Source organism: Pseudomonas sp. G3-39 (assembly GCF_054790485.1).
The window spans coordinates 959,901-986,525 of record NZ_CP186497.1; the positions used below are offsets into that span (position 1 = coordinate 959,901).

General features: G+C 61.3%; 24 protein-coding genes. 14 read left to right on the forward strand and 10 right to left on the reverse strand.

Annotated features, from left to right (window positions below; all coding sequences use genetic code 11):
- Positions 1–26: 26 nt before the first annotated feature.
- Complete coding sequence (locus tag ACOYXG_RS04245; protein WP_007914183.1) at positions 27–974, forward strand: LysR substrate-binding domain-containing protein; 948 nt, start codon at positions 27–29, stop codon at positions 972–974.
- Positions 975–1,174: 200 nt separating this feature from the next.
- The gene (locus ACOYXG_RS04250; RefSeq protein ID WP_027610895.1) at positions 1,175–1,579 is read left to right on the forward strand and encodes an HPF/RaiA family ribosome-associated protein; all 405 of its coding nucleotides are present in this window, start codon (positions 1,175–1,177) and stop codon (positions 1,577–1,579) included.
- A 214-nt stretch (positions 1,580–1,793) separates the two neighbouring features.
- Here ACOYXG_RS04250 and fecA read toward each other — a convergent pair whose 3' ends face one another.
- The 3 genes from fecA to ACOYXG_RS04265 all read right to left on the reverse strand — a co-directional run bounded on the left by fecA (position 1,794) and on the right by ACOYXG_RS04265 (position 5,685).
- Positions 1,794–4,124, reverse strand: coding sequence for a TonB-dependent Fe(3+) dicitrate receptor FecA (fecA, locus tag ACOYXG_RS04255; RefSeq protein ID WP_460356079.1), 2,331 nt, complete (start codon positions 4,122–4,124; stop codon positions 1,794–1,796).
- A gap of 143 nt (positions 4,125–4,267) precedes the next feature.
- Positions 4,268–5,200 carry a DUF4880 domain-containing protein gene (locus ACOYXG_RS04260; protein WP_460356082.1) on the reverse strand — a complete coding sequence of 311 codons (933 nt, stop codon included), beginning with the start codon at positions 5,198–5,200 and terminating at the stop codon, positions 4,268–4,270.
- On the reverse strand, positions 5,197–5,685 hold the full coding sequence (locus tag ACOYXG_RS04265) for a sigma-70 family RNA polymerase sigma factor (protein ID WP_460356085.1): 489 nt from the start codon (positions 5,683–5,685) through the stop codon (positions 5,197–5,199). The genes ACOYXG_RS04260 and ACOYXG_RS04265 overlap by 4 nt, the downstream gene beginning before the upstream one ends.
- A gap of 178 nt (positions 5,686–5,863) precedes the next feature.
- On the opposite strand from ACOYXG_RS04265, the gene ACOYXG_RS04270 reads away from it, so the two are divergent.
- The 6 genes from ACOYXG_RS04270 (at position 5,864) to ACOYXG_RS04295 (ending at position 12,270) form a co-directional block, all read left to right on the forward strand.
- Positions 5,864–6,169 (forward strand): DUF3649 domain-containing protein, encoded by a 306-nt coding sequence (locus ACOYXG_RS04270; protein WP_007967542.1) that lies wholly within the window; start codon positions 5,864–5,866, stop codon positions 6,167–6,169.
- Entirely contained in the window at positions 6,166–7,749 is a 1,584-nt protein-coding gene (locus ACOYXG_RS04275; protein WP_460356088.1) for a PepSY-associated TM helix domain-containing protein, read from the forward strand. The genes ACOYXG_RS04270 and ACOYXG_RS04275 overlap by 4 nt, the downstream gene beginning before the upstream one ends.
- Positions 7,749–8,075, forward strand: a complete 327-nt coding sequence (locus tag ACOYXG_RS04280) for a DUF3325 domain-containing protein (RefSeq protein WP_096795156.1) — start codon at positions 7,749–7,751, stop codon at positions 8,073–8,075. The genes ACOYXG_RS04275 and ACOYXG_RS04280 overlap by 1 nt, the downstream gene beginning before the upstream one ends.
- A 1-nt stretch (position 8,076) precedes the next feature.
- Positions 8,077–8,643, forward strand: coding sequence for an RNA polymerase sigma factor (locus ACOYXG_RS04285; RefSeq protein ID WP_285375492.1), 567 nt, complete (start codon positions 8,077–8,079; stop codon positions 8,641–8,643).
- Complete coding sequence (locus ACOYXG_RS04290; protein WP_460356094.1) at positions 8,640–9,629, forward strand: FecR family protein; 990 nt, start codon at positions 8,640–8,642, stop codon at positions 9,627–9,629. Before ACOYXG_RS04285 ends, ACOYXG_RS04290 begins: the two co-directional genes overlap by 4 nt.
- Before the next feature lie 205 nt (positions 9,630–9,834).
- On the forward strand, positions 9,835–12,270 hold the full coding sequence (locus ACOYXG_RS04295) for a TonB-dependent siderophore receptor (RefSeq protein WP_460356097.1): 2,436 nt from the start codon (positions 9,835–9,837) through the stop codon (positions 12,268–12,270).
- A 143-nt stretch (positions 12,271–12,413) separates the two neighbouring features.
- Here the strand turns inward: ACOYXG_RS04295 and ACOYXG_RS04300 are convergent, their stop codons facing one another.
- Positions 12,414–13,289, reverse strand: coding sequence for a helix-turn-helix domain-containing protein (locus ACOYXG_RS04300; RefSeq protein WP_097090427.1), 876 nt, complete (start codon positions 13,287–13,289; stop codon positions 12,414–12,416).
- 254 nt (positions 13,290–13,543) lie between these two features.
- Here ACOYXG_RS04300 and ACOYXG_RS04305 point away from each other — a divergent pair, with 254 nt between their 5' ends.
- The gene (locus tag ACOYXG_RS04305) at positions 13,544–14,446 is read left to right on the forward strand and encodes a DMT family transporter (protein ID WP_460356099.1); all 903 of its coding nucleotides are present in this window, start codon (positions 13,544–13,546) and stop codon (positions 14,444–14,446) included.
- A 19-nt stretch (positions 14,447–14,465) separates the two neighbouring features.
- Here ACOYXG_RS04305 and ACOYXG_RS04310 read toward each other — a convergent pair whose 3' ends face one another.
- The 4 genes from ACOYXG_RS04310 to ACOYXG_RS04325 form a co-directional block, all read right to left on the reverse strand.
- Positions 14,466–14,975 (reverse strand): DUF2165 family protein, encoded by a 510-nt coding sequence (locus ACOYXG_RS04310; RefSeq protein ID WP_103369613.1) that lies wholly within the window; start codon positions 14,973–14,975, stop codon positions 14,466–14,468.
- 148 nt (positions 14,976–15,123) lie between these two features.
- Entirely contained in the window at positions 15,124–16,098 is a 975-nt protein-coding gene (locus ACOYXG_RS04315) for an NAD(P)-dependent oxidoreductase (protein ID WP_115988174.1), read from the reverse strand.
- Positions 16,099–16,722: 624 nt separating this feature from the next.
- Positions 16,723–17,097 carry a DUF6124 family protein gene (locus tag ACOYXG_RS04320; protein ID WP_096795161.1) on the reverse strand — a complete coding sequence of 125 codons (375 nt, stop codon included), beginning with the start codon at positions 17,095–17,097 and terminating at the stop codon, positions 16,723–16,725.
- Between the two features lie 382 nt (positions 17,098–17,479).
- On the reverse strand, positions 17,480–18,448 hold the full coding sequence (locus ACOYXG_RS04325; protein WP_027610909.1) for a LysR family transcriptional regulator: 969 nt from the start codon (positions 18,446–18,448) through the stop codon (positions 17,480–17,482).
- Between the two features lie 296 nt (positions 18,449–18,744).
- Between ACOYXG_RS04325 and ACOYXG_RS04330 the strand changes: the two genes are divergently transcribed.
- The 4 genes from ACOYXG_RS04330 to ACOYXG_RS04345 all read left to right on the forward strand — a co-directional run bounded on the left by ACOYXG_RS04330 (position 18,745) and on the right by ACOYXG_RS04345 (position 23,643).
- A complete protein-coding gene (locus ACOYXG_RS04330; protein WP_460356103.1) occupies positions 18,745–20,244 on the forward strand; it encodes an efflux transporter outer membrane subunit in 1,500 nt (499 codons plus the stop codon).
- Positions 20,245–20,383: 139 nt separating this feature from the next.
- Entirely contained in the window at positions 20,384–22,576 is a 2,193-nt protein-coding gene (locus ACOYXG_RS04335) for an FUSC family protein (protein ID WP_460356105.1), read from the forward strand.
- A complete protein-coding gene (locus ACOYXG_RS04340) occupies positions 22,566–22,766 on the forward strand; it encodes a DUF1656 domain-containing protein (protein WP_003221811.1) in 201 nt (66 codons plus the stop codon). The genes ACOYXG_RS04335 and ACOYXG_RS04340 overlap by 11 nt, the downstream gene beginning before the upstream one ends.
- Positions 22,767–22,776: 10 nt before the next feature.
- Positions 22,777–23,643 carry an efflux RND transporter periplasmic adaptor subunit gene (locus ACOYXG_RS04345; protein WP_027610912.1) on the forward strand — a complete coding sequence of 289 codons (867 nt, stop codon included), beginning with the start codon at positions 22,777–22,779 and terminating at the stop codon, positions 23,641–23,643.
- 130 nt (positions 23,644–23,773) lie between these two features.
- Here ACOYXG_RS04345 and ACOYXG_RS04350 read toward each other — a convergent pair whose 3' ends face one another.
- Both ACOYXG_RS04350 and ACOYXG_RS04355 read right to left on the reverse strand, forming a co-directional pair.
- Positions 23,774–24,172 carry a DUF4440 domain-containing protein gene (locus ACOYXG_RS04350; RefSeq protein ID WP_414888840.1) on the reverse strand — a complete coding sequence of 133 codons (399 nt, stop codon included), beginning with the start codon at positions 24,170–24,172 and terminating at the stop codon, positions 23,774–23,776.
- Entirely contained in the window at positions 24,169–25,539 is a 1,371-nt protein-coding gene (locus ACOYXG_RS04355) for an MFS transporter (RefSeq protein ID WP_460356110.1), read from the reverse strand. Before ACOYXG_RS04355 ends, ACOYXG_RS04350 begins: the two co-directional genes overlap by 4 nt.
- A gap of 109 nt (positions 25,540–25,648) precedes the next feature.
- On the opposite strand from ACOYXG_RS04355, the gene ACOYXG_RS04360 reads away from it, so the two are divergent.
- Positions 25,649–26,530 carry a LysR family transcriptional regulator gene (locus ACOYXG_RS04360; RefSeq protein WP_027610915.1) on the forward strand — a complete coding sequence of 294 codons (882 nt, stop codon included), beginning with the start codon at positions 25,649–25,651 and terminating at the stop codon, positions 26,528–26,530.
- The last annotated feature ends 95 nt before the right edge of the window (positions 26,531–26,625 follow it).

Consider the following 26,625-nt stretch of genomic DNA (forward strand, 5'->3'; position numbering starts at 1 on the left):
AAGAAAGCCTTTAGCAGGACTAAACGATGAGTCGTCAATTGCATGCCCAGACCTACGTCTGGCTGCAGGTGTTTTCCTGTGCCGCGCGGCACCTGTCGTTCACCCGTTGCGCTGAAGAGCTGCACATCACTCCGGGGGCGGTCAGCCAGCAGATTCGCCAGCTGGAAGAGCGCCTCGGTTTTCGCCTGTTCCACCGACGAGCGCGGGGCGTGGAGTTGAGTGCGGAAGGCCAGCGGTTAGCGATTACCGTCAACGAGGCCTACGGCAGCATTGATGCGGAATTGCGTCGACTGGATGCCGGGATGATCAGCGGGATTCTGCGGGTGCGTTCGATTCCGTCGTTCCTCAGCAAATGGCTGACCCCGCGCCTGCCGCGTCTGCAACAGCGCTATCCGGACATCCAGTTGCGGCTGGTGGCCGAGGACAGCAGCGTGCCGTTGCATGAGGGCGACTTTGATCTGGCGATTGACCTGAATGACGGCAGCTATCCGGGGCTGTTATCCACAGCCTTGCTCGACGAACAGATTTTCCCGGTGTGCGCGCCGAGTTTGCTGCGCGGGCGTCCGCCGCTGCATGGGCCGGCGGACCTGGTGCATTTCCCGTTGTTGCACGACATCACCGCCTGGCGGGGCAGTTATGAATATGCGGAATGGGAGTTTTATCTGAACGCGATTGGCTTTGAAGGCGCCGACGTACGGCGTGGGCATACGTTCAATCGCAATCACCTGACCATCGAAGCGGCGATCGCCGGTATGGGCGTGGCGATTGCCCGGCGCACGTTGCTCAACGATGAGCTGGAGCGCGGGACGTTGATTGTGCCGTTCGGCCTGTCGGTGCCCAACCACAAACGCTACGTGCTGCTGTATGCGCCGGGGGCCTTGAGCCATCCGGGCGTGCGCGCGGTGCATGACTGGCTGGTGGAGGAGGCGGGGATTTTCCGTAGCTTGCACCCGTTGAACGACGGGCAATTGTGAGCAGATTTTGCAGGGTTGCGAAGCGACCCAACTCCCAACCTTACCAGTGACTTGCCCGGTTGTCCGGCTTTTTTTGCGAATGAATCTTTATCTTTTTTCAGGGGTTGAAATGTTCGCCGGTCGGGCCGATTGTTGTAACCAGGAGGTCAGGAAATCCAATTCAAGGCCTCTGGCGAGCTAGCTGAAATAAGGGATGAACTATGCAAATCCAAGTCAACAGCGATAACCATATTCAAAGCAGCAAGCGACTGGAGGAGTGGGTACGTACAACTATTGAGAGCACGCTCGAACGTTATGAAGAAGACCTGACCCGTGTCGAAGTCCACCTGAGCGACGAGAACGGCGACAAACCAGGTCCCCATGACTTGCGCTGCCAACTGGAAGCGCGGCCAAAAGGCCATCAACCGATTTCCGTCACCCACAAAGCCGATTCGCTGGAACAGGCGATCGACGGTGCAGCCGAAAAACTGGAACACGCGCTGGAGCACCTGTTTGGCAAACTGCGAGGCAAACCCCGCGCCGCCATCGTGCCATTCAGCAAGGCGAATGACGCACTGCTGGAAGAAGAGTTTCTCGAGAACGAACAGGCAGCGATCAACAGTTGATGCGCTGATTTTTCAAGCCACCCAATGAGAACGGGCCTGCGCAAGCAGGCCCGTTTTTGTTTGTGTTGCTGAACAGTGTGGCGAGGGAGCTTGCTCCCGCTGGGCTGCGAAGCGGCCCCAATACCTGCACGGCGTTCAACAGCCAGACTGTATTCAGCAGGATTTACGGCTGCTCCGTAGCCGAGCGGGAGCAAGCTCCCTCGCCACAGTTTTCTTAGAACGCTACAGACGTTTGTACATACACCGTGCGTGGCTCACCGACGTACTTGCCCTTGTTGTTGTCATCGAACGAGCGGGTGAAATACTGGGTGTTGAAAATGTTCTTCACCCCCACCGCCACGTTCAGATCCGACAATTGCGTGCCGAAGTCATAACCGGCGCGGCTGCTGAACAGCATGTAGCCGGGGATCTTGCCGGTGCTGCCGTCGGCGCTTTCCCTGGAGGTGTTGGCATTGTCGGCGAACTGGTCGCTCTGGAAGCTGCTGTCGACATTGAGTTTCCACGGGCCTTCGGTGTAACCGACGCCAATCGTGCCTTTGTGTTTCGACGAGAACGGCACGCGATTGCCCTTATTTGGCCCGTCCTCACGGATGGTCGCGTCAACATAGGCATAAGTGGCGTACACATCGAAACCGGCGAGTGCCGGGCTCAAGTCATCCAGCGCGTAGTTGACGCTGGTCTCGATGCCCTGATGGCGGGTCTCGCCCCGGGCGATCACCGAATCGTTGGTCTGGTTGCTTTCGTACTGGTTGTCGAAGTTGATCAGGAACGCACCGATTTCCGCGCGCAGGGTGCCGTTGTCATAACGGGTTCCGAGTTCCCAGGTGCGGGCCTTCTCCGGTTTGACTTCGCCGCTGCTCACACGGTTGGGCATCTGACTGTATTGCACGCTGCCGAACGAACCTTCGGTGTTGGCGTACAGATTCCAGCTGTCGCTCAGGTGATACAGCACGTTCAGCGCCGGCAGCGCGGTGTTGTAGTCGCCCTTGTATTTGACGTCGGTCAGGTTGTTGGTCTGCTGCGACTCGATCATCTCGTAACGCACGCCCGGAGTGATGGTCCATTTGCCGATGTCGATGCGATCGTCGACGAACAACGCATTGGCTTCGGTGCCACCGCGGGTGTCGCGGTCGTTGCGGCTGTCGGTAGTCGGGTATTGGTTGCTGCTGATCGGCGTGCGATAGCGCAACTCGTGGCCGGCCTCGTTGATGTAGCGGTAACCGACGCCTACTTCATGGCTGGTCGGGCCGAGGTCGAAGCCTTGGGCGAAACGTGTTTCGAAACCGCGTACCCAATATTCGCGCGGTGACAGCGAGAGGAAACTGCCCTGATCCAGATAACCGCTGCGCAGGGTCTTGGTGAAGAAAGTGTTGGCGGTGAATTCGCGGCGATCTTCCTGATAGCGATAGCCGAAGTTGAACATCGTCCGACGGCCCCAGAACTGATCTTTCAGGCGTGTCGACTGATACGGATCGGCGTTGTAATCGGCAACGCTGAGGCCGCCGGGCATGTCGGCCTTGCCTTCGTAATACTGGGCCATGGCGTTGAAGCTGTTGGCCTCGTCGAGCTGATATTTGCCCTTGAGGATCAGGTCGTCGATTTCGCTGTCGCTGTGTTCACGCCAGTCACCGCCACGGGTGCCGGAGTAAAGCAGCGCGCCGCCCAGACCATTTTCGTTGGTGCCGCCGGCCAGCAGGTTGGCGCTGGTCTTGAAGCCGTCATGGCTCGACGACGGACTGGTCTCCGTCTGGAAACCACCCTTGACCGTCGGCTCATCCGGGATGGCACGGGTTACGAAGTTGACCACCCCGCCAACGTTCTGCGGGCCGTAACGCACGGCGCCGCCGCCACGCACCACGTCCACGGCATCCATGTTGCCCATGCTGATCGGCGCAAACGACAACTGCGGTTGGCCGTACGGTGCGAACGGCACGGGAATGCCGTCCATCAGTACGGTCGAGCGCGCGGCCAAGCGCGGATTGAGACCGCGAATGCCGAAGTTCAGCGCCATGTCGTGGCTGCCGGTGCCGTTGTTTTCCGGGGCATTGACCCCGGGGATGCGGTTGAGCACGTCGCGCGCCTGAGTCGCGCCTTGACGTTCGAAGTCTTCGCGGCGGATCACATCGCGGGCGCCGGGGTGTTCGAACACGTTGACCTGCGCCGCTTCACCGAGCCAGTCACCGACGACCTTCGAGGTGTCCAGCTCCAGCGCCGTGTCGCCGACCGGTTGCAGGCTGAAGGCATTGTTGCCCTCGGCGCGGGCTTGCAGGCCGGTGCCTTCGAGCAGCGCATCGAGACCTTGTTCGGCGCTGTAGCTGCCTTCGAGGCCACGGCTTTGCACGCCGCTGGTGATTTGTGAGCCGAAGGAAATCAGCACGCCGGCTTCACGACCAAACTGGTTGAGGGCGTTTTCCAGCGACGCCGGAGCGATGTGGTAAACCTTGGTTTCGGCAGCCATGACCGGTAGGGCGCTGAAGCTCAGGCTGGCGCCCAGTATGAGGTTGCGCAGGCGGCGGGCCAGTGGCGTGAGACGGGTGGGGTGCATGAAGGTTGATCCTGAGAAGGTTGAATCAAGGGGGCTTTCCTTCTCTGTCACGCCAGATCTGAAAAACGGCTCACGGTTTACGAATATTTTTTGAATGACTGCTTTTGTGGCTAGGGAGCAAGCCCCCTCGCCACTGTTTTGTTTTAAACCCGGGCCTCGACGCTCACCCAATAACGAGTAAACCGCCGCACTTTCACCGGCAGACTGATTTGCAGCAGATCAAGAATCCGCTCGCTGTCGTCCAGTGGATAGGTCCCGGAGATCAGCAAGTCGGCCACCTTCGCATCGCAATGCAACTGGCCGCGACGGTAGCGGCCGAGCTCTTCAATAAATTCGCCCAGGCGCATGTGCGCGGCAACCAGCATACCTTCGGCCCAGGCGCCGCTGTTGGCGTCCAGTGGCTTGGCTTCGCTGACCGAAGTGGCGCTGAAACTCAGCTGACGGGCAACGGGTAGCCACATCGGCTCGCGCCCGGGGCGGGTCAATTCGACCTGGCCTTCGAATAGCGCCACCTGCGTGCGATCGGCAAATTGCCGGACGTTGAGCCGGGCAGCAGCGGTTCTCAACAGCCCTTGCGCCGTGCGCACTTCGAACGCTTGTGCGGTGCTCAGGAGGATCTCGCCTTCCAGCAAACGGATCAGCCGTTGCGTGCTGTCCACGTCCGCCGCACTCGCGGTGTTGAGCTGCAACTGGCTGCCCGCACCCAGCGTAACTTTGCGGCGCTCCCCCAGCGGACTGCGGTAATCGGCGAGCAGCGTCGGCAGCGGATTGTGCTCGCGCATGCCCCAGGTGACGGCAGAACCGGCACCGAGAAGCAGCAGCAATTTGAGCGCCTGACGGCGACTGGAAGACTTTGGCCCGTTCAACGCGGCGTGGGCCAATGGCGACGCCACGCCGCGCAAGCGCTGGTTGACTCGCTGCATGTGCTCCCACGCGCGACGATGTTCGCTGTGGGCGTCCAGCCATTGTTGCCAGGCTTGTTGCTGACGCGGGGAGAGCGTGCCTTGCTGCATTTCCATCAGCCAGTGCACGGCCTGTTCGGCCACTTGCGCGGAGAAATCCGGAGCGCGGTTCATAGGGCGAAATAGCAGCGCAGGGCGGCTTTGTGCAGATGACGTTTGACCGTGGCCACCGAGATGCTCAGCTCGGTGGCGATTTGCGGATAAGTCAGGCCATCGACCTGCGCCAGCAAAAAGGCGCGCTTGACCAGACGCGGCAAGCCATCGAGCAGCTGGTCCAGCTCGATCAGGGTTTGCAGGATGATCGCTTTGTCTTCTTCCGATGGCGCGGTCACTTCCGGCATCTGCGCCAGGGTGTCGAGATAGGCGCGTTCCAGATCCTGACGGCGGTAATGATTGAACAGCACACGTTTGGCGAGGGTGGTGAGAAAGGCGCGCGGTTCGATGATCACTGCGGGGTCGCGAGCGCTGAGCACGCGGATGAAAGTATCTTGCGCCAGATCCGCCGCGCTGTCCGGGCAGCCGAGTCTGCGCCGCAACCAGCCGGTGAGCCAGCTGTGGTGGTCGTGGTAGAGCGATTCGACGGGATGGGCGGACGACAAGGGTATTACTCCGGGCGCATGATCGATGCGTTAGAGAACAAGAACTGTTCGCATTGTAGGGGCGGGCGAGGGTGTCCGGCAATCAGATGCTTTTGCGTATGAGAATATTTATCATTAATATTGCTCGCCTGTTGGTTCGGCTCGTTGGCCGGACGTTTTTTCGTTTCAGGGTCGAAACATGAAAGGCAAACTCGCCTCACTTCCCATGTCCTATCGTCTGGCCGTCACCTCGCGGGTGCTGGCGGCGGTGTTCGGCGGCTATCTGGTCGCGGCGCTGGCCAGTGTCGCGCTGACGATGTGGCTGCCGTTGAGCCGCGCCGAAGCGGTGGTGACCGGTATGACCATTTCCTTTCTGGTCTATCTGGTCGCGGTGCTGTGGTGCTTCGCTTGCCGCACGGCGTGGTCGGCGTGGGTCGGTTTGCTGGTGCCCAGCGTGATTCTGGCGACGGTGTCGGGTGCCGCGCGGGGCTTGGGTTACGCATGAAAGAGGGCTTTCGTCAGTCGATGGCCTGGCTGCACACCTGGACGGGGCTGGTGTTCGGCTGGCTGCTGTTTGCGATTTTTCTGACCGGGACGCTGGCCTATTTCAAGGATGAGATCAGCCACTGGATGCAGCCGGAAATTCCCGCGCGGCCGATTAATGCCGAAGCGAGCCTGACCCTGGCGCAAAGTTACCTGCAGCAACACGCCGCCGGCGCCTCGCGCTGGCTGATCGACTTGCCCGACGCCCGCGATCCCGGCCTGACGGTGCGCTGGCAACAGGCTCCGAACACACCGGGCGAGCGCGGCAAGTTCGAATCCAGAACACTCGACGCGCAGACCGGCAGTGAAGTCCAGGCCCGCGAAAGCCTGGGCGGCGAGTTCTTCTATCGCTTCCATTTCCAGCTGCAAATGCCTTATCCATGGGGCCGCTGGCTGGCGACGATGGCGGCGATGGTGATGTTCGTCGGGCTGATCACCGGCATCATCACCCACAAGAAAATCTTCAAGGACTTCTTCACCTTTCGCCCGCGCAAAGGCCAGCGTTCATGGCTCGACGGGCATAACGCGGTCGGCGTGATGGTGTTGCCGTTTCACTTGATGATCACCTACAGCAGCCTGGTGATTTTCATGGCGATGGTCATGCCGGCGAGCATTCTGGCGTCCTATAACGGCGACGTGCGCACCTTTTACGACGAAGTTTTTCCGGCATCGAAGACCCCTGAGCGAGCCAACCGGGCGGCGCCGCTGAGCCCGATGGCTCCACTTCTGGCCAAGGCCAGCGAGCAGTGGGCGGGAGGCAGCACCGCGCGGCTGACGGTGAACAATCCGGGGGACGCGAATGCCTCGGTGGTGCTGTCGCGCCGTGGCGACCGCGTCGTCCACGATTTCGGGCGCGCGGTGACGTTCAATGGCGTCACCGGCGAGCGCCTCGGCAGCACGCCGGAGCAGCCCGTGGCGATGGCGGTCGGCGGCACGTTCTACGGTTTGCACATGGGCCACTTTGCCGGGTCGACATTGCGCTGGCTGTATTTCATCTGTGGTCTGGCGAGTACCGCGATGATCGGCACCGGGCTGGTGATCTGGCTTGGCAAGCGCCAGCTCAAACACGCCAAGAGCGGCGTGATGCCGTTCGAATTGCGTCTGGTGGAAGTGCTGAACATCGCCAGCATGGCCGGGCTGGTGTTGGCGGTGGCGGTGTTCTTTTTGGCCAATCGCCTGTTGCCGACAGATCTGCTCGTGCGCGCCGATCAGGAAGTGAATGCGTTTTTTATCGCCTGGGCTTTGAGTGTGGTGCATGCGTTGCTGCGCAAAGGGCGCAAGGCTTGGGTCGAACAGCTCGCGCTGGCTGCCGTGCTGTTTATCGCGGTGCCGCTGATCAATCTGACCACACCGTGGAATCTCGGGGTAACGCTGGCGCAAGGTGACTGGACGCTGGCGGGTTTCGATCTGACTTGCCTGGGCGCAGGTCTGTTCCTCGGCTGGGCCGCATGGAAAATGCAGCGTGCCGGCGGCGCCGTCAGCGTGAAAAAAACATCCCGCGAAAAGCCGCGACCGATCGCGCTTGAGCAGGAGGTCAGCTGATGTTGCTGGCGTTGTTGCTGTGCTATGCCGCCTTCAGCGCGTTGTGTCTGTCGATGCCTCGGCACCATGATGAACTGCTCGGCAACAAACCCTCGGCCCGACGCGCACGGGTTTTGAAACTCGCTGGTTGGCTGTTGCTCGGGCTGTCGCTTTGGGCGGCAGTCGCTGCACACGGCTGGAGTTTCGGTCTGGTCGACTGGTTCGCGGTACTCATGCTCAGCGCCTTGGCGTTGGTGCTGTTGCTGCCGTATCGCCCACGCTTGGCCCTCGCACTGGCTGGGTTGAGTCTGCTGGCCAGCCCGGTCGCTGCCTGGGCGCAGGGCTGACATGCTGATCGGTCATCCTCCGGAATCCCGCGACGACGAGCCACACGGCGCGCGTGCGCATTTTCTCCAGGTGTTCCTGTCGCAGCGCTCACAGATGGAAGCGCTGGTCAACCGGCGCGTCGGCTGCCGGGCCACGGCGGCGGATCTGGTGCAGGATCTGTTCCTGCGTTTCTGGCGACGGCCGTTGGTGCAGGTCGAAGAACTCAGCACCTACCTGTTGCGCTGCGCCGGCAACATCGCCATCGACCACTTGCGCAGCGAAGGCACGCGGGTGCGGGTCAATGAGGGCTGGCAACCGGATGCGCCGGACAGCCACGGCAGCGAACCGCAAGCCGCGCTCGAAGCGGGCAATGATCTGCGCCATGTCGAAGCAGCGTTGCGCGCCTTGCCCGAGCGCACCCGACAGATCTTTTTGCTCAATCGCATCCACGGCCGCAAATACGCAGACATCGCCAAGGCCATGGGCCTGTCCCAAAGTGCCGTGGAAAAACATATGATGCGCGCCCTCGAGGCCTGCAAGGCCTGCCTGCGCGAACCCGCGCCACGCCTGCCAGGGAAAGCACCGTGAAAGTCACCGACCGCGTCACCCCGACGCCTGCTCAGGAGCAGGCCGCGCTCGCTTGGCTGAGCCTGCTGCACGACCGCCCGAGCACCGGCGATCAACTGACCTTCAGCCAATGGCTGCGCGCCGACCCGGCCCACGCCGAGGCTTACGCCCAGGCGCAAGTGCTCTGGGAGTTGAGCGAAAGTCCGGCGCGTACCTTGGCCGATGAAGAGGCGTTGGCGTTGCAGGGCTACCTCAATGCGATGGATCGTCCGCGTCGTTCAACGCTGCTGCGCTGGTCGGGCGCGCTGGCGATGGCCGCGTGTCTGATGCTGATGATCAGCGTTGGCACGGGATGGCAGCCGCAGCGCTGGATCGATGATCTGGGTGCCGATTACGTTTCGGCACCGGGCGAGATCCGCACCGTGACCCTGGCCGATCAATCGCAAGTCACGCTGGATGCCGACAGTGCCATCGCGGTGGATTTCAGTCATGGCGAGCGGCATGTGCAATTGCGTCGCGGTGCCGGATTTTTCAGTGTCACGCATACGGGGGATCCGTTTGTGGTCGCGGCGGAGAAGGGCGAGGCGCGGGTGCTCGGCACGCAATTCGAAGTGCGACTGCAGCCCGCAGGTGCGCAGGTCACGGTGCTGTCCGGGCGCGTTGGCGTGACGGCGAATCGCAACGCGCAACAGCAGATTCTGACCGCCGGCCAGCAAGTGGCTTACGGGCAGGGCAGTGCAGAAAAACTGCACGCGGTGGACAGCGAGGCGCAACTGGCTTGGCGTCAGGGCTGGCTGAATTACTACAAGGCGTCGCTGGCCGATGTGGTGGAGGATCTGCGGCGCTATTACCCGGGACGGATTGTTGTGCTCAATGATGAGTTGGCAGCGCGCAAGGTCAGCGGCAGTTTTCCGAGCAAGGATCCGCAGGCGGTGCTGAGTTCGTTGCGAGGGGTGCTGGGGTTTGAGCAGCATCAGGTGCTGGGGCATCTGATTATTTTGCGCTGAGCCTGCCGGCGCCATCGCGAGCAGGCTCACTCCTACATTTGGAATGTGTTCCCCCTGTAGGAGTGAGCCTGCTCGCGATAGCGTTCTTTCAGACAGCAAAAAATATTTTCAAATTTGTGGTGAGGTAAACCACAGCCCCATCCGTGTAGTGACTGAAACTGCGAGTCATTCGCATCCGTTGCGGTTCTACACAGGTCATTGAGCAATGAAGTCCAGGGCAAAATCGGGTTCGGTCAAACAGTGGTTGGGTGTTTCGGCATTGAGTTTTTCGGCGTTGGCGCTGTTGCCGCTGAGTGTGGCGCTGGCCGCTGAAACCGTCAGCAGCCCGACACAGACACAGAAACAGTTCAGTTTCTCCCTGAGCGCCAAACCACTGCCCCAGGCCCTGAGCGACTTCAGCCGCGTCACCGGGCAGAGCGTGGTCTACACCGATGAGGCGCCGTACGGCATTAACGCCCCGGCCGTCAGCGGCCAGATGAGCGCCGAACAAGCGCTGCAACGCCTGCTCAGCGGTTCGGGCATGACCTTCCGCCGCACCGACAGCCACACTCTGGCGCTGGAACCGCAGCCCACCGCAGGTGCGCTCAACCTCGGCGCCACCACCATCACCTCGACCCGCGACGAGTCGATGACCTATCAACCGCCGCAGACCAGTTCGGTGATGCGCTCCTCGGCTTCGCTGCAGGAAATCCCGCAGACCGTCAACGTGATCCCGGCTCAGGTGATTCGCGATCAGGCCCCGCGCAATCTCGACGATGCGCTGGCCAACGTCAGCGGCATCACCCAGGGCAACACCTTGGGCAGCACCCAGGACTCGGTGATGACCCGCGGCTTTGGCGACAACCGCAATGGCTCGATCATGCGCGACGGCATGCCGATCGTGCAGGGCCGCGGCATGAACGCCACAGTCGATCGGGTCGAAGTGCTCAAGGGCCCGGCCTCGTTGCTCTACGGCATTCAGGACCCGGGCGGTGTGGTCAACCTGGTCAGCAAGAAGCCGGAACTGACTCAATACAACGCCCTGACCCTGCGCGGTTCCACCTACGGCGACGGCAAAAATGGCAGCGGCGGCACCTTCGACAGCACTGGTGCGCTGGGTGAATCCGGGCTGGCCTACCGGCTGGTACTGGATCACGAAGACGAAGATTACTGGCGCAACTACGGCACTCACCGCGAGACGCTGATCGCACCGTCGCTGGCCTGGTTCGGCGAGCGCACCAAGCTGTCGTTCGGCTATGAACACCGCGAGTTTCTCACCCCGTTCGACCGTGGCACGGTGATCGATCCACGCACCAACCATCCGCTGGACATCTCGCGCAACGAGCGTCTGGACGAGCCGTTCAACGACATGGAAGGCCGCTCGGATCTGTACCATTTCGAGGCTGACCACGAACTCAACGACGACTGGAAGGCCCACTTCGGCTACAGCTGGAACCGCGAAACCTACGACGCCAGCCAGGTGCGCGTGACCGCCATCGACACCAAAAAAGGCACGCTGACCCGCAGCATGGACGGCACGCAAGGCGCAATCAGCACTGACCGTTTCACCACCGCCAGCCTCGAAGGCAAGGTCAACCTGCTGGGCATGCAGCATGATCTGGTGTTCGGCGTCGACGACGAGTACCGCAAGATCTACCGCGCCGACCTGATCCGCCAGAAAAGCCTGAGCACCTTCAGCTATGTCAATCCGGTGTACGGCCGCGAAGTCGAAGGCACTACGGTCAGCCCGGCGGACAGTGCGCAGACCGATCTGCTGCGCAGTGATTCGGTGTTCCTGCAGGACTCCATCCACCTCAACGATCAGTGGATTCTGGTCGCCGGCGGGCGCTTCCAGGAGTACGACCAGTACGCCGGCAAAGGCGTGCCGTTCAAGGCCAACACCGACAGCAACGGGCAGAAATTCGTACCGCGCGCCGGTCTGGTGTATCGCTACACCGACGAATTATCGTTCTACGGCAGCTACACCGAATCGTTCAAACCCAACTCGACCATTGCCCCGCTCAGCGGCAGCAGCACCGTGCTCGACGGCAGCATTGCGCCGGAAGAGGCCAAGTCGTGGGAACTGGGTGCGCGTCTGGATATGCCGGGGCGCATCACCGGCAATATCGCGCTGTTCGACATCAAGAAGCGCAACGTGCTGGTCTCCAATTCTGAAGGCCCGACCACCATTTACAGCGCCGCAGGCGAAGTGCGTTCCCGTGGTCTGGAACTGGATCTGACTGGGCAGTTGACCGATCGCTGGAGCCTGATCGGCGCCTATGCCTACACCGATGCCGAGGTCACCGAAGACCCGGACTACAAAGGCAATCGCTTGCAAAACGTGGCGAAGAACAGCGGTTCATTGTCGGCGGTGTATGACTTCGGCAGCGTGATTGGTGGCGACCAACTGCGGGTCGGTGCCGGGGCGCGGTATGTCGGCGAACGCGCGGGCAATGCGGTGAATGATTTCGACCTGCCGAGCTACACCGTGGCCGATGCGTTTGCCACTTACGACACCAGACTCGAAGGGCAGAAGGTCAAGTTCCAGCTCAACGTGAAGAACCTGTTCGACCGCACCTACTACACCTCTGCGGCGAGCCGGTTCTTTGTGTCGATGGGCGATTCGCGGCAGATTTCGCTCTCCAGTACGCTGGAGTTCTGATTCAGGACCGCGTCATCGTTCATCGCTGGCAAGCCAGCTCCCACAGGTTCTCGGTCGGGCACAAATATCTTGAACGGCCGGAGACATTGTGGGAGCTGGCTTGCCAGCGATAAGGCCCTGATAGACACCTGAAAAGTTCGGATCTAACGCAAAAACGCCTGTCGATAATCCCCCGGCGTCCCACCCAATACTTGCCGAAACCGGTTGGTGAAATGACTGGCACTGGCAAACCCGCACGCCAATGCAATCTCCCCCAGCGGCAACGCCGTGCCACGCAACAATTCCCGCGCCCGGTTCAAGCGCCGCGCCAGCACGTACTGATGCGGCGGCAGGCCGAAGCTCACGCGAAACATCCGCGCAAAGTGGTATTCCGACAGCGCACACAATCCGGCCAGTTGCCCGAGGCTGATCGGCTCGGCCAACTGATTGTCGATGAACTCGACCAGTTGCCGCCGCTGATGGGGCGCCAGTCCGCCCTTGAGGCGCACACCCTGCCGGGCGCCGACCTGGCTGAGCAGGGTATGGCTGATCAATTCATGCGCAATGCTGCTGGTCAGCAGGCGTTCGGCCGGTTCGTCCCAATTCAGTGTCAGTAACTGACGAAAGCGTCGGGCCTGCTGCGGATCTTCCAGAAAGGTCTGCTCGCGCAACTGCATCTCTCGCGGCTCGCGATCCAGCAGCGTGACGCAACCCAAGGCAAATTGTTCGGCGCTGAAATACAGATGAGCGAGACGCAGATCGCCGTTGATCACCCAGCCCGATTGGTGATCGGCGGGCAGGATGCACAACTTGTCCGGTCCGCCCTTGCGCCCCGGTTGGCCACGGCGAAAGGTGCCCGTGCCCCCGGCGATGTAGCAGGAAAGCGTGTGGTGGCTCGGCGTTTCGTATTCCTGGGCATCGTGGTGGTTGGTCCACAGGGCCGCAGACAAGCCGTCACCGAGATCGGCGCTGTGCAACAGGCGTGCATTCGGCGAGCGGTTGAGGGCTTGGAAGACTTGCAGGGTATCGATAGCGGCCATATTCGGTTCTCTCCAACGCCTTGCATCCTACTCCGTAGCTTTCGCGCTGCCAGCCTGTCGAGCGACAAAAGCGCAAGAATCTGCAAGCGCCCCGATCGTTGCTGTCGCACCCTGAACCTCCATACAACACAACCCTGTGGCGAGGGCGCTTGCTCCCGCCGGGCTGCGCAGCGGACCCATCAGTGAGTGCTGCGCACTCAAGCGCGAGCAAGCTCGCTTGCCACAGAGTGCCCGGTGTTCTCAGGAGTTTCGTCATGAACCTTTCGCTGTATCTGCTGACCGTGCTGATCTGGGGCACCACCTGGATTGCCCTGAAATGGCAACTGGGCGTGGTGGCGATTCCGGTGTCGATCGTTTATCGCTTCGGTCTCGCCGCGCTGGTGCTGTTCGTGCTGTTGCTGCTCAATCGGCGGCTGCAACCGATGAATCGGCGTGGCCATTTGATCTGTGTGGCGCAGGGGCTGTGCCTGTTCTGCGTCAACTTCATGTGCTTTCTGACCGCCAGCCAGTGGATTCCCAGCGGGTTGGTGGCGGTGGTGTTTTCCACGGCCACTTTGTGGAATGCGCTCAATGCACGCGTATTCTTCGGTCAGCGCATCGCGCGCAACGTGTTGATGGGCGGGGCGCTCGGCCTGTTCGGTCTGGGAATGCTGTTCTGGCCGGAACTGGCCGGCCATCACGCCAGCCCCGAAACGTTGCTTGGTCTTGGCCTGGCGCTGTGTGGCACCTTGTGTTTTTCGGCGGGCAATATGTTGTCGAGTCTGCAGCAGAAGGCAGGCTTGAAACCCTTGACCACCAATGCCTGGGGCATGGCCTACGGGGCGGCGATGTTGTCGGTGTGGTGTCTGGTCAATGGCATTGCGTTCGACATGGAGTGGTCGCCACGTTACGTCGGGGCGTTACTGTATCTGGTGATCCCCGGTTCGGTTATCGGCTTCACCGCGTACCTGACGCTGGTCGGACGTATGGGGCCGGAGCGTGCGGCGTATTGCACCGTGCTGTTCCCGGTGGTGGCACTGAACGTGTCAGCGTTTGCTGAAGGTTATCAGTGGACGGCACCGGCGTTGCTCGGGCTGGTGTTGGTGATGCTGGGTAATGTCTTGGTGTTTCGTAAGCCGAAAACGCTGGTGGCGCCGGTGCAGGGGAAGTTGGTATGAAACAAACGATCACTGAACATCAGCGCTCGACTTTCAAGGTGATGTAAATCATCACCGGGAATATGAAGTCAATGATATGCCGGGCCCAGTCCTTGGCATTCCATGATTGTGAGGTGTCCATGTCAAACCATTCCACACCCACGGTTTGCAGGCACACGTAATAAATGAAAATTGCCGTCAGTATGCCCATGATCGAGAACTTTTTTGCCTCGTGGAATACCTCTGCAGGCGCATTGATGTGCCGATAGAGTTGATAGGTGCCTATCAGGCATAACGTCGTATACGTTACTTCCAGCGTGATGATGAACCAGTAGATCCGGTGATGAATCATCGGTGAATCGATGGCTCGGTACTTTATGGACTCATTGGCGGTGGTAGTGTCCATGCTCAGGATATGAGCCACGTACGTGTAGTTCGAGTCATAGTCGGTAAAGTTGTGAATCATCACCAATACACCAAAGAAGCTGATGTAAGCCATCAATATAACTTTGCTGTAGCGAATAACTTTATCGGTTGTCAGGTTGTTCACAGGATTAGCTCTCCATAGCAGTGGTCGATCATTCGATTGCCAGGCAGAGCTTATAATGCTGTTGTTAAGTTGGCTTTGTTGTTCAATTTCAAGTTGTGTAGGGCGGCAACTAACGGGCAAGTGCGGTTCTGCACTTGCCCGTCATTTTTTATCCGCGCCAGACTTGCGGATTGACCAGGTCCTGCGGGCGTTCGCCGAGCAGCGCGCTGCGCAGATTGGCCAGTGCACGATTGGCCATGGCTTCGCGCGTTTCATTCGTGGCGGAGCCGATGTGCGGCAATGTCACAGCATTTTTCAACTGGAACAGCGGCGACTCGGCCAGCGGTTCTTTCTCGTAGACGTCCAGTCCTGCGCCACGGATGCGATTGTTTTGCAGGGCTTCGATCAGCGCCGGCTCGTCGACCACCGGGCCACGGGAGATGTTGACCAGAATCGCCCCCGGCTTCATCAACGCCAATTCGCGATGGCTGATCAGGTGGCGGGTCTTGTCGCTGAGCGGCACCACCAGGCAGACGAAGTCGGCTTCGGCCAGCAGTTGGTCAAGGCTGCGGAATTGCGCGCCGAGTTGCTGTTCCAGTTCGGTCTTGCGGCTGTTGCCGCTGTAGATAATCGGCATGTTGAAGCCGAAATGGCCACGGCGGGCGACGGCGGCGCCGATATTGCCCATGCCGACGATGCCCAGGGTTTTGCCGTGGACGTCACAGCCGAACAACGGTGCGCCGACGCTGGCCTGCCATTGGCCGGCCTTGGTCCAGGCGTCGAGTTCGGCGACGCGGCGGGCGCTGCTCATGATCAGGGCGAAGGCGAGGTCGGCGGTGCTTTCGGTGAGTACGTCGGGGGTGTTGGTGAGCATGATCCCGCGTTCATTGAAGTAGTCGAGGTCGTAGTTGTCGTAGCCGACGGAGACGCTGGAGACTACTTCGAGTTTTGTGGCGGTTTCGAGTTGGGCTTTGCCGAGTTTGCGGCCGACGCCGATCAGGCCGTGGGCGTGGGGGAGGGCTTCGTTGAATTGGGCGTTGATGTCGCCGTTCTTCGGGTTGGGGACGATGACGTCGAACTCTTGTTGCAGCTGTTCGATCATGGGTGGGGTGATGCGGCTGAAGGCCAGGACTGTTTTTTTCATCGCTATGGGCTCGGCTTCTGGGCTTTATTGCCAAGCAAGCTAACATTTCTGTTTTGGGTTGTCTTGGCGGCCTCTGGGCCGACCATGCTTTGGGTTGATGGGGGACATATCAGTTGCTTCGGGTGCTGCTGCTGGCGGTTTCGCTCTTACAGCGACTCCCTTTGGCAAACGCCCCAAAGGAAGCAAAGGTCTTGGCCCCTGCGTTCGGCCCTCGCTTAGGCTCGGGTTCCTTCGTTGCGGGGTTCATCCGGGGGCATCGCCTCCGGTTTGCTTCGCTGCACCTCCTCTCGATGTATGCGGCTTCGCCGCATGGCGCTGCGCGCCTCCCCCCGGATAAACCCCTCCACTCAGCCTGCCGATGGGGCCGGCACGGCAAGATCAAGAGCTTTCGGCGAGCTGACACTCGGCCATTGAGTGGTGAAGAGCATGCGGTCTGTCTGGACTGCTTTGCTTTTCTGTAGGAGTGAGCCTGCTCGCGAAGGCGGCCTACGAGCCGACCAGTCTCCAATTGAACACACCCATTCCAACTGTGGGAGCGAGCCTGCTCGCGAAAGCGGTGTGTCAGGCACCAAAAATATTGAATGGGCTGACGCTTTCGCGAGCAGGCTCGCTCCCACAGGGGGATTAGTTGTGTGTTGGAGACTGCGAGATTTCGTGGTTATCCAGCACCCGATTCACCGCCAGCTCGGCCAGCATGATGATTTGCTGGATCGCCAGTATCGTCTGTCGCTGCGGGCTTTCGACATAGGCCGCAATGTCGCTGGTCATGATGCTTGCCGAGGCCAGTGATTCGCAGGCGTGAACCAGCAGGCTTTCGTTGTCCATGTCGGGGACGACCTGGAACATGCTGCTGGGTTTGTGGAATCTCACAGCGGCGGCGGAAGGTTTCAGGTAATGGTCGAGTGCACGCTCGGCGGCGTCGTGGAGCTTTTTTGAATCGAGGGATTCGTAGGGGGAGGTGCTTTCGGCTTGGGGCGGATTGGGTGTGGGTTTGATCATGGTGGAACTCCATTCGGGATGTGGAGTTCGCCACGTACTGCGACCAAGCAATAGGGTGGCGAACCGTACGCAGGTTGGTCGACCAGGGAATGGAAACCCGGCAGGGCCAAGGCCCTCCCACGCACAGCTCGCCATTAAGCAAGCTTAAAAAGTGCGCCATTCTAAACCCGGACGACCAAGTCCGGTCGTTGATTCGTCAACGACCCCCTGAGCCTATCCACCCCACTTCCGAGCCACAACCGTCAAAACCTGTCGGAAAACTCCCTTCAAATCACCGCTTTTGTAGGAGCTGCCGTAGGCTGCGATCTTTTGATTTTTAAACATCAAGGGCAAAAGATCGCAGCCTGCGGCAGCTCCTACAGTGAACACCGTGTGTTGAAAATCAGTTGGCGACGCGGGCTCCGGCGAGGCTCCCACTCAACTCATACGCCGCCAGTTCCGCCTGATGCGCCGCCAATATCTCCGGCAGTGACCCGCGCAAATACTCGACCCAAGTCTTGATCTTCGCATCCAGGTATTGCCGCGACGGGTAGATCGCGTACAGGTTGAGTTCCTGCGAGCGGTAGTTGGGCATCATCCGCACCAGCGTGCCGTTGCGCAGGCCTTCGATGGCGGCGTAGACCGGCAGGACGCCGACGCCCATGCCGCTGATGATCGCGGCTTTCATCGCGTCGGCGGAGTTCACCAGGAACGGCGAGCTGTTGATGGTGACCATTTCCTGGCCGTCCGGGCCGTTGAAGGCCCACTTTTCCAGGGGGATCACCGGGCTGACGAGGCGCAGGCAGGCGTGGTTCAGCAGGTCTGCGGGCTTTTGTGCGCAGCCGTTGGCTTTCACGTAGGCCGGGGAGGCGCAGACGATGCTGTAGGTGATGCCCAGGCGTTGCGAGACGAAGCCCGAGTCCGGCAGTTCGCTGGCGAGCACGATGGACACGTCGTAGCCCTCGTCGAGCAGGTCCGGCACGCGGTTGGCCATGGTCAGGTCGAAGGTCACGTCCGGGTGGGTCTTGCGGTAGCGGGCGATGGCGTCGATCACGAAGTGCTGGCCGATGCCGGTCATGGTGTGCACTTTCAACTGGCCGGCGGGGCGGGCGTGGGCCTGGCTGGCCTCGGCTTCGGCTTCTTCGACATAGGCCAGGATCTGTTCGCAGCGCAGCAGGTAGCGCTTGCCGGCCTCGGTCAGGGCGATGCGCCGGGTCGTGCGATTGAGCAGGCGGGTTTGCAGGTGGGCTTCCAGGTTGGAGACCGCGCGCGAGACGTTGGCCGTGGTGGTGTCGAGTTGCACGGCGGCGGCGGTGAAGCTGCCGGCTTCGGCCACACAACTGAAGGCGCGCATGTTTTGCAATGTGTCCATGGGGTGCTCTCAAGGGAGATGGCAAATTGTGACACGAAGTTTCAGGGGCTGAGACCCCCGACCAACGGATTATCTCGTTAACGGTAACAAAGATTCACAGGAATCCCAGCTTATCGCCACCAAGGCGCCCACCTAGAATTGCGCCGCTCCCTGTAGGAGCTGCCGCAGGCTGCGATCTTTTGGTTTTGTTTTAAGGGAATCAAGATCAAAAGATCGTCCGAACGCGGCCCGAGCCTTCGGCAGCTCCTACAGAAGGGAACACGCCCGCCTTACCCCTCTTTCAGGAATTCGCAGCTGTGCCGCGTCGCATCATCAGAGCGCTTTTGCCGCTCAGTGTTCTGGCTTTTACCCTGGGTCTCAGCGGCTGCATCTCAACGCAAGGAATTGCCCCGCATAGCACGGCATTGGAAGCCGACGCACTGGCCACTGACGACGCCATCGCCCACGCCGCCCGTGACGCACACTGGCCCACCGCACAATGGTGGCAAGCCTACGGCGACCCGCAACTCAATCACTGGATCGACCTTGCCGTGCAGGGCAGCCCGAGCATGGCCATGGCCGCTGCACGAGTGCGTCAGGCCAAGGCGCTGGCCGGTGTCGCCGAGGCCGCCGAGTCGTTGCAGATCAATGGCGAGTCAACGCTCAAGCGCCACAACTGGCCGACCGACCAGTTCTACGGCCCGGGCGAGCTGGCCAACACCACCACCTGGGACAACAACGCCGCGCTGGGTTTCAGCTACGCCCTCGACCTCTGGGGCCGGGAAAGCAATGCCAGCGAACGCGCGGTGGATCTGGCGCACATGAGCGCCGCCGAAGCGCGGCTGGCGCAGCTGGAATTGCAGAACAATATCGTGCGCGCCTACATCGAGCTGTCGCTGCATTACGCCCAGCGCGACATCGTCGCCGCGACCCTCAAGCAGCAACAGCAGATTCTCGATCTGGCGCAGAAGCGTCTCGACGGCGGCATCGGCACGCACTTTGAAGTCAGCCAGGCCGAAACGCCGTTGCCGGAGACCCATCGGCAACTGGATGCGCTGGACGAAGAAATCGCCCTGAGCCGCAACCAGATCGCCGCGCTGGCCGGCAAAGGCCCGGGCGACGGTGCGCAGTTGGAGCGGCCGACGCTGGCCCTGGGTGCTGCGTTGAAACTGCCATCGGCATTGCCCGCCGAGTTGCTCGGTCAGCGCCCGGACGTGGTCGCCAGTCGCTGGCAAGTGGCGGCGCAGGCACGCGGCATCGATGTCGCGCATGCCGGGTTTTATCCCAATGTCGATCTGGTCGGCAGCCTCGGCTACATGGCTACCGGCGGTGGGGCGCTGGAGTTTTTGACTGGCAAGAAACTCAACTACAACGTCGGCCCGGCGATCTCCTTGCCGATCTTCGACGGTGGGCGTTTGCGCAGCGAATTGGGCGAAGCGTCCGCCGGGTATGACATTGCCGTGGCGCATTACAACCAGACGCTGGTCAATGCGCTGAAGAACATTTCCGACCAGTTGATCCGCCGCGAGTCGATGGACAAGCAGCAAGCCTTCGCCGCCGAGTCGGTGGCTACTGCGCAGAAGACCTACGACATCGCGATGATCGCTTATCAGCGTGGCCTCACCGATTACCTCAACGTGCTCAATGCGCAGACCCTGCTGTTCAAGCAGCAGCAGGTGCAGCAGCAGGTGCAGGCGGCGCGCTTGAGTGCGCATGCCGAGCTGGTGACGGCGCTGGGTGGCGGCCTCGGGGCTGGCGATGATGTGCCCACCACCGAGCAAACGGCAGCCCCGAAAACCCCGGCCCTCCTGCGGTGAACACACAACCCTTGTGGGAGCGGGCTTGCTCGCGAATGCGGTGTGTCAGCCCGCGCATCAGGTGTCTGACACAGCGCATTCGCGAGCAAGCCCGCTCCCACAGGTTCTCCGGTTCGACTGAATTCTTGAGCAAAATTTAATGACTCCCTTGCCCGCACCTCTACGCTGGCTCTACTCCCTGGAATGGCGTCGGGGTTTGTTTGACTGGGCGCGCAGCGATGGCGTGACCTGGGTGTATATCTTCAAGGTATTGCTCGCCGCGTTCCTCACGCTGTGGCTGGCGATGCGCCTGGAGTTGCCGCAACCGCGCACGGCGATGATCACCGTATTCATCGTCATGCAGCCGCAGAGCGGCCATGTGTTCGCCAAGAGTTTCTATCGCTTCCTCGGCACCCTGGCCGGGTCGGCGATGATGGTCACGCTGATTGCGCTGTTCGCGCAAAACACTGAGTTGTTCCTCGGTTCGCTGGCGATCTGGGTCGGCATCTGCTCGGCCGGTGCGGCGCGTTGCCGTAACTTCCGCGCCTACGGTTTTGTCCTCGCCGGCTACACCGCCGCGATGGTCGGGCTGCCGGCGCTGGCGCATCCGGACGGTGCGTTCATGGCCGCCGTCTGGCGGGTGCTGGAAATCTCGCTGGGGATTCTCTGTTCGACGGTGGTCAGCGCCGCGATCCTGCCGCAAACAGCCAGCGCGGCGATGCGCAACGCGCTGTATCAGCGCTTCGGGGTGTTCGCGTTGTTCGTCACCGATGGCTTGCGCGGACGCAGCAAAGCCGAATCGTTCGAAGCGAGCAACGTGCGTTTTATCGCCGAAGCCGTGGGCCTGGAAGGGCTGCGCAGCGTCACCGTGTTCGAAGACCCGCACATGCGTCGGCGCAACGGTCGCCTCAGCCGTTTGAACAGCGAGTTCATGGGCATTACCACGCGCTTCAACGCGCTGCATCAGTTGCTGGAACGCTTGCGCGTGAATGACGAAGAACACGTGGTGGCCGCGATCAGGCCGGGCCTGCAGGATCTGGCGGAAGTACTCGACGGCTTCAGTGGCCGCGCCTTGACCAGCCCGGACGCGGCACGTTTGGCGACGGCATTGGCCACGTACAAGGAAGGCCTGCCGACGCGCGTGCGAACCTTGCGCGGGATTTTCCAGGAAACCGGTCCGAGTGAAGCCGAACAACTGGATTTTCACACCGCATACGAACTGCTCTATCGTTTCGTCGACGACCTGCACAGTTATGCACAGACCCACGCCTCGCTGGCCGATCACCGCCACGAACGTGAGCGCTGGGACGAGCCGTTCACCCCGCAAACCAACTGGTGGGCTGCTGCCGCTTCGGGGATTCGCGCCTCGTTCATCCTGATTGTGCTGGGCAGCTATTGGGTCGCCACGGCGTGGCCGAGTGGTGCGACCATGACCCTGATTGCCGCCGCGACCGTGGGCCTGTCTGCCGCCACGCCGAACCCGAAACGCATGGCGTTCCAGATGGCCTGCGGGACTTTCCTCGGAGCGGTGATCGGCTTCGTCGAGATGTTTTTCATCTTCCCGTGGATCGACGGTTTTCCCTTGTTGTGCGTGATGCTCGCGCCAGTGATTGTGCTCGGCTCATTCCTCGCTTCGCGGCCGAAATATGCCGGGGTCGGTCTCGGTCTGTTGATCTTCTTCAGCACCGGTTCGGTGCCGGACAACCTGACCATTTACAACCCTTACACCTTCATCAACGACTACATCGCCATGGTAATGGGCATGCTGGTGTGTGCCGCTGCCGGCGCGATCATTCTGCCGCCGAACAGCCGCTGGTTGTGGAAGCGCCTGGAGCAGGATCTGCGCGAGCAAGTGGTCTATGCGATCAGCGGCAAGCTCAAGGGCCTGGCATCGAGTTTCGAGAGTCGTACCCGTGACCTGCTGCACCAGGCTTATGGCCTGGCGGCAGGTCAGCCGACGGTGCAGAAGAACCTGCTGCGCTGGATGTTCGTGGTACTCGAAGTCGGCCACGCGATCATCGAGTTGCGCAAGGAACAGGCGATCCTCCCGGTGCATCCGGCGTATGCCGAATCGCAGCCGTGGCGTCAGGCGATCCGCGTCATGGGCCGGGCGCTGGTGCGACTGTTTCTGCAACCGAACCCGAGCAATCTGGAGCGCGCACTGGTGGCGGTCGATCACGCGATCAGTCGGGTCGCCGCGACCGACGAGCCGTTTGCGCCGCACTTCGACACGTCCGCGTTACGCCGGGTGAAGAGCTATCTGCACTTCATCCGCACCTCGTTGCTCGACCCGCAATCACCACTCGCTGCCTATGCCGTCGCCAAGCCCGAAGGACTTGCCCATGCCTCGTGAAATCGCCTTCCACGGCGTGTACATGCCGACCATGACCCTGATGTTTTTTGTCGCTGCGGCGCTGGCCTGGGCCTTGGACCGGTTCCTCTCGGGGTTCGACCTGTACCGCTTTTTCTGGCACCCGGCGCTTTTGCGTCTGAGTCTGTTTACCTGTCTGTTCGGCGCCATGGCGCTGACTGTCTACCGTTGAGAACGTTCTGATGAAAAAGTTTTTCAGCCTGCTTGCGACCCTGCTGGTGCTGGCCCTGGCACTGTGGATCGGCCGGACCCTGTGGGAGCACTACATGAACACCCCGTGGACCCGCGACGGCCGGGTGCGGGCGGACATCATCAACGTCGCGGCCGACGTCACCGGGGAAGTGGTCGACGTACCGGTGCGCGACAACCAGTTGGTGAAGAAGGGCGACCTGCTGATGCAGATCGACCCGGAGCACTACCGCATCGCGGTCAAGCAGGCGCAGTCGCTGGTCGCTTCGCGCAAGTCGACCTGGGAGATGCGCAAGGTCAACGCGCATCGTCGTGCCGACCTCGACAACCTGGTGATCTCCAAGGAAAACCGCGACGACGCCAGCAACATCGCCGACGCCGCGCTCGCCGATTACCAACACGCACAAGCGCAACTGGAAGCCGCCGAACTCAACCTCAAACGCACTGAAGTGCGCGCGGCGGTGGACGGCTACGTGACCAACCTCAACGTGCATCGCGGTGACTACGCGCGCATCGGCGAAGCGAAAATGGCCGTGGTCGACATGAACTCGTTCTGGGTCTACGGCTTCTTTGAAGAGACCAAACTGCCGCACGTGCGCGTAGGCGACAAGGCCGACATGCAACTGATGAGCGGCGAAGTCTTGAAGGGCCATGTCGAGAGCATTTCCCGCGGCATCTACGACCGCGACAACCCGGAAAGCCGCGAGCTGATCGCCGATGTGAACCCGACGTTCAACTGGGTGCGTCTGGCGCAGCGGGTGCCGGTGCGCATTCACATCGATGAAGTGCCGGAGGGGGTGTTGTTGGCGGCGGGGATTACTTGCACGGTGGTGGTGAAGCAAGAGTCGGTGGACAACTGACAGACCGCGTCGCGGCCATTCGCGAGCAGGCTCGCTCCCACAAGGGATCTTCGATGTGCCACAGATCCAGTGTGGGAGCGAGCCTGCTCGCGAAGAGAACAACCCGGTCTTTCAGACCAAAACCGAGTAATCATTCAGCGCAAAACGTCTCCTGCAAATGCCGCCACAGCACCCACCCGGCCTCGGTCTTTTCAAACACCACCGTCGACCGGCGATCGGTGCGCAACCCGCTCGCATCGCTCTGCTGCTCGCGATAACTCAGCGTCGCGCCATGCGCATGCAGCGCAATCCCGCGCAGCTCACTGAGCTCGATCCTGAACCCGGGCTTCTTCCCGCCCGCCGCGTGAAACAGCGCACGCAAGGCTTCGATATCCAGCGCCCGGCCCAGCGGCGTGACCATGGAAAAATCCGCCGAGAATCGGCTCAGCAAGCGCTCCATTTCGGCTGAATCCTGCTCCACGGCAAACCAGCGTTCGATCACCAGGTGCGCCTGGAACACTTCATCAAAATATTCGTTGTAGTCAGTCATGTGGATTTTTCCTGAAGGGGAGGTGGGCTCAGCAGGGCGAGCACTGTGGAGGCGTCGAAACGCAGCACGGCGATCATGGGCAACAAGGTGAGCAAGGCCGCTGCGACAAAGCAGTATTTGAATCCGTTGCCGCCCAGTGCGCCCAACAGCGAACTGAGCAACGCGGCGCCAAGACAGAAACCGAGCTGGCGATTGATGTTCCACAGAGCGCTGGAGTGGCCCATTTTTTCCGGCGCGATGCCGACAAATGCCAGGCTCTGCGCGGTGACGCTGCACAGGCTGCCGCCCAGTCCCATCAAGGCATAGGCGATGATCAGCGGCGCGGCGGCGGGCTGCTCAATGCGCATCAACAAGACAATGCCCATACATTGCAAAAGCATTCCGGCGATCAGCAACGGTTTGGGGCCGATGCGGTTGAAACTGCGTTTGCCGAGCATGATCGCCACCCCCGATGCGGCCGCCCAGGACAGCATCAGCGCACCGGTCTGCGCGGCGCCGAAGCCGAGGTCGTGCAGGTACAACACGGCAATCATGTTGGTGCCGGTAAACACCCCGGGCACGAACAGGTAGATCAGCATTGCCAAACGCAGTGACGGACTCTTGAGCAGTTGCAGGTCGAGCACCGCGTCGGGTTTGTGCCAGCCATCACGCAGGTACAGCCATAAGGTCAGGACGCCGAGCAGCAGAACTCCGCCGGCGAGGTGTCGGGTAGCGGCGGCGCTCGCCAGGCTCACGGCAATCAACAACAGTGTCAGGGCTGCCACCGCCAGCAGCAGGCCGCGCAGATCCAGTGTCGGGCGTTCCGTGCCGGGTTGATCCGCTTGCAACCACAGCAGACCCAGGCCGAACGCGAGCAGCGCCAGCGGCATGTTCAGGTAGAAAATCCAGCGCCACGACAACGCCTCGACGATCAGGCCGCCCGCCGCCGGCGACAGGGCTGGCACCATCAGCGCGACCATCAGCACCACGCCGGTCAGGTGCGCGCGTTGTGTCGATGGATACTGCCGATAAGCCAAGGCCTGACCGATCGGCAGCAACAACCCGCCACCGAGCCCTTGCAGCAAACGCCAGCCGATCAGGCTTTCAATCGACCCGGCCTGGGCCACCAGACCGGAAGCGATTCCGAACAGCAGCAACGAGCCGAGAATCAGCCGCCGCTCGCCCAGCCGCGCCGCCAGCCACACGCTCAGCGGAATGATCAGTGTCAGCCCGAGCATGTAGGCGTTGGTGATCCACGCCAGTTGCGTTACCGAGGCCTGTAATTCCCGGGCGATGTCCGGGTAGGCGATGCTCGCGGCGAACATGTTCAGCAGGTCGAGGGCGAACCCGAACAGATACACCAGCGCGACTTTCGAGCGATAGGCCATGGCAGCTTCCCTGTAATGAGACGCGCAGGGTAGTGCGCTTCAGGCGTTAGGAAAACGCTGGTTTGCCTGCTAGTTTGTCAAAATAATTTTGACAGGGAGCGCGCTGGGTATGGTCAGCCTGGATCGTTTTGACACTTTCAAAGCTGTGGTCGAGGCCGGGTCGTTGACCGCGGCTGCCGATACCTTGGGCCAGACCCGTGCGGTGGTGAGCTTCAATCTCAAGCGCCTGGAAGAGGAACTGGGCGTCACCTTGCTTACGCGCAACACCCGGCAACTGGCCCTGACCGATGCCGGCGAGCGCTTCTATCGGCGCTGCCTGCGCACCCTCGACGAAGCGCGACTGGCGATCGAGGAGGCGCGCTCCGAGCATTCGCAACTCAAGGGCACGTTGCGCATCACTACCACCGTGGAATTCGCCCTGGCCCAAGTGGTGCCGGCGCTGGAGGTGTTTCGCCAGCAACAGCCGCAACTGAACATTCACTTGTCGACATCCTCGACCCACGCCGATCTGATCTCCGAACGCTTCGATATGGCGATTCGTCTGGGGCGCATGCACGACTCCAATCTGCGCGCGGTGCAGTTGTCGAGGTTCGAAGTGTTTGCGGTGGCGGCGCCGCAACTGGTCGAGCGCTTCGCGCCGGTCGCCACGCTGGCGACGCTGGAGTCGATGCCGACGCTGGGCCATGGCCGAGTTCCGGAAATGACCGTGACCGACCCGGCCGGCAGCGAGCATGTCTACCAGCCAAAACCGGGGACCACCGCCATCGTCGCCGACAACTCGGCGACGCTCAGGGCGTTTGCGCTGACTGGCCAAGGCGTGGCGATTTTGCCGCAGTGGCTGATTCAGGAGGATCTGCAGGCCGGGCGATTGGTGCGGTTGCTGGCCGATTACCGCTTTGCCCCGCAGGGTGTCTACGCGCTGTATCCGGATACCCGGCATTTGCCGCTGAAGGTGCGGGCGTTTATAGATTTCATGAAGGGTTGGGGTTGAGTGTTGGCTGATCTGGCCCCTTCGCGAGCAAGCCCGCTCCCACATTTGGAATGCATTCTCCTGTGGGAGCGGGCTTGCTCGCGAAAGCGTCAACC